General features: G+C 62.4%; 8 protein-coding genes and 2 pseudogenes. 3 read left to right on the forward strand and 7 right to left on the reverse strand.

Annotation, left to right across the window (positions count from 1 at the left end; translation table 11 throughout):
* A pseudogene (locus ACEW8N_RS09590) lies at positions 1 to 254 on the forward strand (IS1380 family transposase); the annotation flags it as partial.
* Positions 255 to 270: 16 nt separating this feature from the next.
* Here the strand turns inward: ACEW8N_RS09590 and ACEW8N_RS09595 are convergent.
* Together ACEW8N_RS09595 and ACEW8N_RS09600 are read right to left on the reverse strand one after the other, a co-directional pair.
* Entirely contained in the window at positions 271 to 1,584 is a 1,314-nt protein-coding gene (locus tag ACEW8N_RS09595; RefSeq protein WP_373499592.1) for a DUF4062 domain-containing protein, read from the reverse strand.
* Positions 1,581 to 2,822 carry an N-6 DNA methylase gene (locus ACEW8N_RS09600; protein WP_373499593.1) on the reverse strand — a complete coding sequence of 414 codons (1,242 nt, stop codon included), beginning with the start codon at positions 2,820 to 2,822 and terminating at the stop codon, positions 1,581 to 1,583. The genes ACEW8N_RS09595 and ACEW8N_RS09600 overlap by 4 nt, the downstream gene beginning before the upstream one ends.
* 523 nt (positions 2,823 to 3,345) lie before the next feature.
* Between ACEW8N_RS09600 and ACEW8N_RS09605 the strand changes: the two genes are divergently transcribed.
* Both ACEW8N_RS09605 and ACEW8N_RS09610 read left to right on the forward strand, forming a co-directional pair.
* On the forward strand, positions 3,346 to 4,170 hold the full coding sequence (locus tag ACEW8N_RS09605; RefSeq protein WP_373499594.1) for a universal stress protein: 825 nt from the start codon (positions 3,346 to 3,348) through the stop codon (positions 4,168 to 4,170).
* A gap of 17 nt (positions 4,171 to 4,187) precedes the next feature.
* On the forward strand, positions 4,188 to 5,171 hold the full coding sequence (locus ACEW8N_RS09610) for a glycosyltransferase family 9 protein (protein WP_373499595.1): 984 nt from the start codon (positions 4,188 to 4,190) through the stop codon (positions 5,169 to 5,171).
* A gap of 8 nt (positions 5,172 to 5,179) precedes the next feature.
* On the opposite strand, the gene ACEW8N_RS09615 is transcribed toward ACEW8N_RS09610, so the two are convergent.
* The 5 genes and pseudogenes from ACEW8N_RS09615 to ACEW8N_RS09635 form a co-directional block, all read right to left on the reverse strand.
* Positions 5,180 to 6,019, reverse strand: coding sequence for a rhomboid family intramembrane serine protease (locus ACEW8N_RS09615; protein ID WP_373499596.1), 840 nt, complete (start codon positions 6,017 to 6,019; stop codon positions 5,180 to 5,182).
* Between the two features lie 42 nt (positions 6,020 to 6,061).
* Positions 6,062 to 6,676 (reverse strand): tetratricopeptide repeat protein, encoded by a 615-nt coding sequence (locus ACEW8N_RS09620; RefSeq protein WP_373499597.1) that lies wholly within the window; start codon positions 6,674 to 6,676, stop codon positions 6,062 to 6,064.
* Positions 6,673 to 9,051, reverse strand: a complete 2,379-nt coding sequence (mrcB, locus tag ACEW8N_RS09625) for a penicillin-binding protein 1B (protein ID WP_373499598.1) — start codon at positions 9,049 to 9,051, stop codon at positions 6,673 to 6,675. Before mrcB ends, ACEW8N_RS09620 begins: the two co-directional genes overlap by 4 nt.
* A 17-nt stretch (positions 9,052 to 9,068) precedes the next feature.
* Positions 9,069 to 9,485: a secondary thiamine-phosphate synthase enzyme YjbQ gene (locus ACEW8N_RS09630; RefSeq protein ID WP_373499599.1), complete on the reverse strand. Its 417-nt coding sequence runs from the start codon at positions 9,483 to 9,485 to the stop codon at positions 9,069 to 9,071.
* Positions 9,482 to 9,730, reverse strand: a pseudogene (locus tag ACEW8N_RS09635) (pyridine nucleotide-disulfide oxidoreductase); the annotation flags it as partial. The gene ACEW8N_RS09630 and the pseudogene ACEW8N_RS09635, both read right to left, overlap by 4 nt.

The following is a 9,730-nucleotide window of genomic DNA, read 5'->3' on the forward strand; positions in this document are numbered from 1 at the left end:
CCGTATCGTCCATGATGGCGCATAATCTGACAAGGGAAATGCAAATGCTGGCTCACCCTGCTGCTGGTCGAACACGTGCGAAACGTCCGTCAGCCTGGAAATTCCAAAAACTGGATTCGATACGCCACCGGTTCATTCAAAAAGCAGGCCGCCTCATCCGTCCACAAGGAAAATTGACGCTTGTCATGAGCGCCAACAAAGCAGTGCGAGAGGATCTCCTGCACTTCATTGAAGTGCTGCAGAAAGCGGCGTAGAGCAAGTACGAATCATTTATGCAACGTTAGGGTTGAAACAACGTGTGTGGTCGCCGAAAATGATAAGCGGCAGATCAAAGTTGATGACCTTGCTCTCGTCGTCACAGTAGCCAGCGACAAACTCCTGCCCCTGGTCGACGACCGGAAAACGACCAACCTTAGCGATAAGCCTGATTTCAGGTTCAGGAAGCCCGGCGGTCCTGCATCGCCGGATCATATCACGGATCCCGGTTCCCATGCGTTCGATGTACTTGGTCAGGTACATGGGCTCGGCAAGAAGCGGATTATGGGGGACGGAGGCATGCGGGCCGCGCAGTTTTTCAAGCGTCAGGGTTGGCGGCAGCGTGCCGGGATTCCAGACTTCAAGCCGATCCTTAAAGAGCATGGCCTGGACGCTGGCATTGCTGGTGTAGTCGCGATGGACGACGGCATTGACGATGGCCTCGGCGACAACTTCCTGGGGAATTTCGTATTTCGTCGGCGCCTGGGTGCTTTCCGCCCGTGTTCCCACCCAGAGGTCTATCTTGGAGAGCACGAAATCCTTGGCCTGATCCACGAGATCGAAAACCGTGCCCTTGTACACCTGGTAGGAAGGAATGGGTTTTGCCACTGTATAGCCGTGGAAATGGGCGCATTTCACCTCGGAGGTGATCAGAAAACGTTGCGGCTGTTTGCCGAACAACAAAATAGCGGCATGGGTCGGCCGTCCTTTGTCGAGCAGGTTGAGATGCACCAGCACCTCATGCGGCGGCGTATCCCCCGGCAGGGGAAAATTGCGGCCGCGCCGGGCAAGCACCAGAAAACGGGTGATCTTGTCGTCATCAAGGTCATCGAGCGTTGCGTTTCGGCAGAACGTGGCATCGAACGGACCGAAACGGATCAGTTCGCGCTCTTCGAGAATCCTGACGAGACTCGCATACACTGCGGCGATAAGTTCCTGGGCGGAATTGACCCGGCGCCGGATAAGGCTGCTTGCGGCATCAGTTACCAGGGCGCGCATTTTCGGATCCCGAACACTGTCATCCGCACCCTTGACATAGATCAGGCGGCGCTTGCCATTTTCGGTGGCCCGGTTGAACTCGCGGTGCGTCGGTGAAAGCCCCTCGGCGTCCTCCCAGCCATACTCAATGCCGAAGATGCCGAGATAGATGTCGCAGCGATCCACCTCGTTGAGGTAGCACTGGTCAGCCCGTTGATCGGCCGCAGGCGTTTCTTCGAACAGAAAATAATCGAAAAAGCGGCGCAGCAGCGGATCACCGGCAAGATATCCGGCCAGGGCCTTGCGCTCGGCGGCGAGTTCTTTTTGCACGCTGCTGATGAAGATCTTCATGCCCCGAATCCCAGTTGCTCAAGGATGTTCCGGAGGGCCTCATCGGTTTGCCTGGCCTCCAGTTCAATGGCCTTCAGTTCCGCCATGATCTCGGCAATGGGCCGGTAGGTTTCGGCGTCGCCGGTGTGGATGTAGCGGCTGGGGGAGATGTTGTAGTCGTTTTTCGCAAGCTCCTGGTGATCGACGATGCGGCTGAATTTTTCCTCTTCCTTCCAGCCGATGAGGGTGTCGGCGATGCGCCGGATGCCGTCGTCCGGAATGAAGTTCTTGGGGTCGCCCTTCTCGAATACCTGGCTGGCATTGACCAGAAAGACCTTGCCCTTTCGGTCTTTCGGCTTGGCCCGGTTGAGGAAGATGACGATGCCCGGGGCGGTGGTGTTGTAGAAGAGGTTTTCGGGCAGGTAGAGGACGCTCTCGATGAGGTCGTGATCGACGAACCACCGGCGAACGGTCTTTTCCTTGTTGTAGCCGGCATTGCCCGAGCCGCGGGAGGCGGCGCCGGTGTCGAGGACGACGGCGGCGCGGCCGGTGTCGTTCAGGCTGGCGTGCATGTGCTGGACCCACCCCCAGTCGGCGGAGGATTTGCCGGGGAAGCGGTCGAGTTCGTCGTTGTCATCGTCGGCCTCGGTGAACCAGGCCTGGTTCCACATGGGATTGGCGACGACGCGGTCGAAGGTGCGGAGTCTGCCCTGCCTGTTGCGGAACTTGGGGTTCTTGAAGGTGTCGCCGATCTCGATCTGACCCTCCATGTCGTGGATGATCATGTTCATGTTGGCCATGGCCCAGGTGTCGGCGGTGTACTCCTGACCGAACAGTTTCAGGGGGGCAAAGGAGGGCGGGTTTTCCAACCCGCCATTACCTTCCGATTGGCGGACAGGAATGTCCGCCCTCCGCTTTTGCTCCATGGCGATCTCGCATTTCACCAGAAGGCCGCCGGAACCGCAGCAGGGATCGTGGATCTCCATACCCGGTTCGGGCGCGAGCACCCTGGACATGATGGTACCGACCTCGGGCGGGGTGTAGAACTCGCCGGCGCTCTGGCCGCCGCCTTCGGCGAACTTGCGGATGAGGTATTCGTAACTCTTGCCGATGATGTCGGCCTCGACGTCCTTAAGCCCGAGACGCTTGGTGCTGATGGCTTCGATGAGATTGGAGAGGCGATCGCGTCGATATCCCGCTGGCCATGCGTGGTGGCGTTGAAGTCGACGCGGTCGATGATGCCCTGCAGCATGCCGCATCCCAGATCCAGGATTCGAGGGATTTTCCATTACCGTTATCGTTTGCCATCCGTGTTCGGTCCTTTGTTTCTATGCGCATAACGGAACGGCGGATTCATCCGCCGCCCCGATAAGCCGCCGAAGGCCGCTTATCAGGATTAATAGATTGAAAATATTCCACATACTCTGATATTAAGCCCATAAACATGGAAAAACCGGCATGGATTTTTCCATGTTTTCTTCATAATATCCGATCACATGGAAAAAAAATTCTCTATTAGGGCGGGTTCGGCAACCCTTTCGATCGTCTCATGATTCCTATCGTAAGAAACAACTCTTATTTACTCCATGGGAAAACGATACACAACATCATTTCAGCGAATCGGGTCCGTTTCGCGCAAATGCTCAGGCGTTGACGCCGATGGGGGGCGTGTGAGATGATGGCGGCCCGTAAAGGTTACAGGGGCCGGAACCGAAGGGGATGCCAACCCACGGCATTGTCGTCCCGGGCGGCCCCGCATCTCAAGCAGATCAGGAGAATCTAATGGAAGCCAGGTTGCTCCATATCTTCAGGAACACCCCCGAGGGGCGGGAGACCCTCCTGCAGTCGATCCATTTCTGCAAGGTCATGGACGCGGCGCCGCTGGTGTATATCCCCAGGTTTATCAAGTTCCTGATGTACTTTGAAAACGACGTGGTTCAGATCGACCTGGACGATTCCTATCTGGCATCGCCCGGAACCGCCGCGGAGCGTGTCGAGGCCCTGACGGCCGAATACGGCCTGGAGGTGGCGTTCCTGGTCCCCAAGAACTTCACCTCGGCCACCCTGCCGGACATTCCCTCGGATGTGGATTTCATGACGTGCCCGAGAAGCATCAGCGATTTTTCCGCCAAAATCGGCCTGGGATATATTGGTTCGCGGGTCCGGCGCCTGGTCCGGTCCGCCCGGTTCCCGGTGCTGGTGCCGGGGCCGGTCTGCAAGCCCTGGACGAGCGTCGCCGTCTTTTTCGGCGGATCCTTCAACGCCTTCAAGGCGCTGAAGCTGGGGATTCGGATTCATCGGCAGACGGGCATGCCCCTCAGGATATTCACCCGGACCGAAGGAAAAGACCCCGACCACTATCGCCAGGCAGTTCAGGAAAGGCGGCTCGACAAGGAGATCGCCGCGTGCGGGGCCGAGTGGCATTTCTGGGAGGAGGGGACGGAGGAGGAGAATTTCTATGATGTCCCCCACGACGCCCTGATCGTTCTGGGCGTTTCCGGCCGCGGCCTGATCCGCGACATTCTGTCCGGCAGCCTCATGGAGCGGGTCCAGTCGCGGCTCGCCAACCCCCTTCTCATCGTGGGGCCGGGGTACTCGGCCGGTTGACGCCGGAGGCCGCTTCCATGCAGGCGCCTGCGCCGCTCCTGGTGGTTCACCCCGGGGCCCTGGGGGACCTGGTGGCGACCTTTGCCAACCTCCTCCGCCTCAAACAGCGCCGGCCGGGCGGCATCGACGGGGTCTGCCAGGAGCACCTCGGCCGGCTGGCCGTCGATCTGGGGATCTTCCGCCGCGCTTTTGCCGTGGAGGCGGCCGCATTCGCAGGGCTGTACAGCGACGCTCCCGGCCCCGCGGAGGCAGCCCTGGCGGCGTTTTTTCGCCCCTATCGGGCGGTCGTCCTCTTTTCCAGCGCCCCGGCCCTGGAAGCCGGCGTCTCCCGCGTCTTCCGGCGCCCGGTGTACCGAATCCCGCCCCGGCCCCCGGCTGTGCTGCCCGTCCACATCCATGACCATGTCTTCGCCCGTCTCGCCGCCGCGGGGCTTCTCGATCCGGCGGACGGAGAGGCGCCCTTTCCCGAAGGATTTCCGACGCTGAACACGAAGCCTTGCCAGGGGGGGCGGGGAAAGACCATCCTCATTCATCCCGGTTCGGGCAGTCCGAGGAAAAACTGGCCGCTGGAGCGCTTCGTGGCGTTGGCCTGTCGTCTGCGCCGGGAAGGCATGGTGCCGGAATTCATCGCGGGTCCCGCGGAACCGCATCTCGTAACACAGATCCGGGAAGATGAGAGCGGGTGGACGGTCCACGCCCCGGCCGCCCTGACCGACCTCAGACGGCTCCTGGCCGCCGGGGATGGCTATGTGGGCAACGATTCCGGCGTGAGCCACCTGGCCGCGTTCCTGGGGGTTCCGACCCTGGCCCTCTTCGGGCCGTCGGACCCGGTCCGGTGGCAACCCCGGGGTCGGGCTCTATCAATCCTGACCGCATCCGGAAATGTCTGCGAGCCCTGCTTTGAACGGGAAGCCACAAACTGCGACGGGACGCCCTGCCTTGCCGGGATTTCCGTGGATGACGCAGCCGACCGTCTTTTGGATCTTCTGTCGGGGCCTTAGGCGGGCGATTATCCGAAGATGCGGTACCAGATCCCGGAGGCGACGGACTGGATCAGGACAAGAAGGGTGACGAGGATGCAGAGGGCGGCCCCGGCCTTATGCAGGAAGCCGTCGGGGCGCCGCTCCGGATATCCCAGCAAAAATCCCAGCGCGATCCCGCAGAGGATCCCCGCGCCGTGGCCCCAGTTGTTGATGTTCGGCATGAGGCCGATGATGAAGAGCCCCACCAGCCAGCCGCTCACCTGTTTGAACAGGGCCTCGCCGAAGAGCCCGCCCCGGCTTTTGCCGTAATAGAGCATGGCGCCGATGAGGCCGCATATGGCCGCGGACGCCCCGATGGTGAACCGGACGCCCGCGAGGTACGAAGCGGCGTACCCGGCGACGTTTGCCAGGGTGTAGATCAGGATCATCCGGGAAGACCCGTAGGCCTGGAGGGTCAGGGTCCCCAGGTGCTTGATGGCGATCATGTTGAAGACGATATGGAGCAGGCTGCCGTGGAGGTAGCCGGCGGAGACGAGGCTCCACCAGTTGCCCAGGCGGTCGATGGGGATGGTTCCGGAGGCGCCCAGGAGCAGCAGGCTCCGGCTCGACGGCGACAGGGCCATCATCGGGTTCAGGAAGTTCAGGGATGCGCCGTAGAGGAGCAGGGAGAGCAGATACATGCCGACGTTGACGGCGATCAGGGTCGAAATGATTTGGGATTCCAGGTTTGCCCCGCCCAGGCGGGCGATGGCTTTCCATCGCGCCCCTGGCCGGTCGGCGCCGCAATGGGGGCACCGGGCTTCGTCCCGGCTGACAAGCTTCCCGCAATGGGGGCAGAGTATCGCTTTTTTGCTGGGTTCGGTCATGGCATCCCTTTTGGCAGACCCGGGTCGCGTGTCGCGGGAGGACTATCTGGATTCAAGTTCATGCGCCTTGTTCATGGCACCCTCGGCGCCGGGGTTGTCTCTTCCGCGGAGGGACTCGGCGATCAGCCGCCAGTTCCGGGCCTGCAGGTCCGCGTCGCCCTTGGCGAGAAGGTTGGATTTCCGCGCGAGCTGCTCCGCCTGGCTGAAGTTCTTCCGGGCCAGTTGGATCCTTCCCATGAGGTGCCACAGGTCCGCATTGTTCGGATCGATGCGCACCGCCCGCTCCGCCGTGGTCTGGGCGTTGTCCAGGTCGCCGTTGGCCAGTTGGCGGCGGGCCTGGTCGGCCAGCGGCGCGGTCGCGGCCAGGAGGTAACTTTCTCCGGCTGCGGTGTCGGCCTTGGGCTGGGTGCCGATGGACGCAAGGGGTTTGTCGTAGGATGGCGGCGGCATGCGCTCGGGCGCGGGGGGGAGTGTATCGGCGCGCCGGGCCGGTTTTGGGGCATCGGCCGCTGTTTTCGCCGGGACTCCGGGCTGGGGCCGGGTTGCTTTGATAGATGAGCCGGGCCGGGGATAATTTCGGACCGGAGGCTTGGCGCAGCCGCCGAAGGTCAGCATGATGCTCAGGAGCAGGCAGAGCGAAACGATTGAAATTTTCATTTCACGAGATCCTTGAACCAGTTGAAAATGTTTTCGGATGTCGCATTTGCCGGCCGCCTGGGGGGGGCCTTCTGCGATTCCGTTACCGGGGTGGGCCGCCGATACCTGCACGCAACGGAATCCAGGGGTTCGGACCCTCGGATGAATGGAACGGATATGGCCTCCGGACATCCGGGTTCGGTTTGGAGCCCCGAGACCGGATCGATGGTGACCTGCGCCACGTTTTCGGGGGGGTCCGGGGTGAAGGGCTGGGCCGCGATCCGCGACATGACCTCCCCCCAGATCGGGAGCGCGCCGGTGGCGCCCGTCAGGCCGCAGGGGGTGTTGTTGTCCCGGCCGACCCAGACCACCGCCACGCGGTCGCCGGTGAAGCCGGCGAACCAACTGTCTTTCAGGTCGTTGGTCGTCCCGGTTTTGCCCGCGGGCGTGAGCCGCTGCACCAACTGCCGCCCCAGGGACCGCGCCGTGCCGTCGGTGATGACCGTCTGGAGGGCGGTATTGAGCAGGTAGACAGCCCCCGGGTCGACATTCTCGCGGACCGTCATGGGATAGCGCTGGAGAAGCTCCCCGTCCGGGCGATAGACCGCCTGGATGGCGCGGACCGGGGAGTAGAATCCGCCGGAGGCGAAGGTCTGATACATCTGGGTGACCTCGATGGGGGCCATCTCCAGCGTCCCCAGGAGGGTAGACGGATAGCGGGGAAAATCCCCCTCGACGCCCAGGCGCTTCAGGGTCTCGAATACCCGGACCAAACCGATATCCATCCCCAGGCGGACGGTGGCGACATTGTAGGACTGGGCCAAAGCCTCGTAGATCGGCACGGTGCCGTGAAACCGGCGGTCGTAGTTTTTGGGGTTCCAGACGGTATTCTGCATCTTGATTTCGAGGGGCGCGTCCTCCAGCGGCGTGACGAGGGTGAAGCGGTGGGGCTGCATCAGCGCGGAGAGGTAGACGGCCGGTTTGACGAGGGAGCCGATGGGGCGGCGGGCATCCAGCGCCCGGTTGAACCCCGGGTCCGCCGGCCGCCGTCCGCCCAGCATCGCCAGGACCTCGTTGCTGCCGGCGCCTGTCACCACGACGGCGGTTTCAAGGCTGTTCTTCGGAAGGCCCCTGGATGCCTCGATGGCACTCAACTGGGCGGTTGCCGACGCCTCGACGGCGAGCTGGATCTGGGGATCGAGGGTCGAGAAGATCCTGAGCCCCTCGGAGCGGAGGTCGGCTTCCTCATATTCCCGGAGGAGTTGGCGCTTGACCAGGTCCATGAAGGCGGGGAACCGGCTGTCTCCAGAGGGCGGCGAGGGAAGAATGCCCAGCTTCGCCCGCATGGCCCGGTCGGCCTCGTCCGGGCGGAGGAGCTTCTGTTCGGCCATCATTTTGATGACCTGATCCCGCCGCGCCGTCGCCCGTTCGGGGTTTGCCTGGGGATCATAATAGGAGGGGCCTTTCAGGAGCCCCACGAGAAAGGCGGTCTCTCCGGCCCCCAGGTCCTCCAGGGACCGGCCGAAATAGAACCGGCTCGCCATGCCGAACCCGTGAATGGCCCGGCTGCCGTCCTGGGCCAGGTAGACCTCGTTGATGTAGGCCTCGAAGATCTGGTCCTTGGTGTAGAAAAATTCGAGGCTTAAGGCCATGACCGCCTCTTCGAATTTGCGGCGGAGGGATTTTTCATGGGTCAGAAAAAGGTTCTTGACGAGTTGCTGGGTCAGGGTGCTGCCCCCCTGCACGGTCTTTCCCGCCAGGATGTTGGCCTTGAGGGCGCGGATGATGGACAGGGGCTTGATTCCGTAATGCTTATAGAAGTTTCGGTCCTCCACCGTCATGATGGTCTGGATCAGGATGGGCGGGGCATCGCTGAATTTGACCCAGAGCCGGTCCTGGTGGTGGGTCGGATAGAAGCTGCCGATGAGGGCCGGGTCGAGCCGGGCGATGGAGAGGCTTTCCCCCGTCTCGACGTCGGTCAGGGCCCGGACCTGGCGGTTTGCGACGGTCAGCCGGATTTTTTTCGACGCCTCGCTGCCGTCGGGAAAGGCAAAGGGGCGGGTGTGGAGGGTGAAGGCGCCGCCCTTCCGGGAATAACTGCCGGGGACGCCGATCCGGTCAACCAGGCGGTAGGAGAGAAGGGAGAGCTCCTCCAGGAGTGCGTTTTCATCTATGGAAAGGCCGGGATACAGCTCCAGCGGACGGGCGTAGACCCGGGCCGGCAGCTCCCATTTCTTGCTCCCGAAGCGCTCCCGCGCCACCGACCCCAGATGGCCGATGTACAGGGAAAGAAGGATCAGGCCCGCGATGCCGGCCAGCAGGAACAGCGCGCCGCGGCCGACCGACCGTTTCTTTTTGACGCGTTTGGTGGTTTTCGATGTGCGCTTTGTTTTCAAACCCCGACTCCGGATGGTCATTCCCCGATAATCTTCACCAGGACGCGCTTTTTGCGCCGCCCGTCGAATTCCCCATAGAAAATCCGCTCCCAGGTCCCCAGGTCCAGGCTTCCCCGGGTCACGGCCACCGTGACCTCCCGGCCCATGATCTGCCGCTTCATGTGGGCGTCGGCGTTATCCTCCCCCACATTGTGCCGGTAGACGGACACCGGTTCATGGGGCGCGAGCTTTTCGAGCCAGACCTCATAGTCGTGATGGAGCCCCGATTCGTCGTCGTTGATGAAGACCGACGCGGTGATGTGCATGGCGTTCACCAGGGCAAGCCCTTCCTGGATGCCGCTTTCCACAAGGCATGCCGACACCTGGGGGGTGATGTTGATGAAGGCCCTGCGGGTCGGGACATGAAACCACAATTCTTTCCGATAGCTTTTCACGTCCCCCTCCGTCCCTCAAGTTTTTTCAGGAGCTGGTTCGCGGCGGTCAGCAGGGGGTCCCAGACCGGCCCGAAGGGCGGGGCGTAGGCCAGGTCCGACTGGCTGAAATCGGCAGCGGTCATGCGGGCGTGCAGGGCGACGGCCGCCGCGTTGATGCGATGGGCGCATCCCTCCCGGCCGACCATCTGGGCGCCCAGGAGCCGCCCGCTCGCCCGGTCCCCGACGAGTTCGACGTGGATGGGCGC

It is taken from the genome of Desulfococcus sp., from assembly GCF_041737845.1.
Lineage (GTDB): Bacteria > Desulfobacterota > Desulfobacteria > Desulfobacterales > Desulfococcaceae > Desulfococcus.

What these genes read in the sequence shown, in the direction of transcription:
- ACEW8N_RS09600 (WP_373499593.1), bottom strand. Translation starts at nt 2,822, where the DNA reads ATGCGGCATGCTGCAGGGCATCATCGACCGCGTCGACTTCAACGCCAC.
- ACEW8N_RS09605 (WP_373499594.1), top strand. Translation starts at nt 3,346, where the DNA reads ATGGAAGCCAGGTTGCTCCATATCTTCAGGAACACCCCCGAGGGGCGG.
- ACEW8N_RS09620 (WP_373499597.1), bottom strand. Translation starts at nt 6,676, where the DNA reads ATGAAAATTTCAATCGTTTCGCTCTGCCTGCTCCTGAGCATCATGCTG.
- ACEW8N_RS09610 (WP_373499595.1), top strand. Translation starts at nt 4,188, where the DNA reads ATGCAGGCGCCTGCGCCGCTCCTGGTGGTTCACCCCGGGGCCCTGGGG.
- ACEW8N_RS09615 (WP_373499596.1), bottom strand. Translation starts at nt 6,019, where the DNA reads ATGACCGAACCCAGCAAAAAAGCGATACTCTGCCCCCATTGCGGGAAG.
- ACEW8N_RS09595 (WP_373499592.1), bottom strand. Translation starts at nt 1,584, where the DNA reads ATGAAGATCTTCATCAGCAGCGTGCAAAAAGAACTCGCCGCCGAGCGC.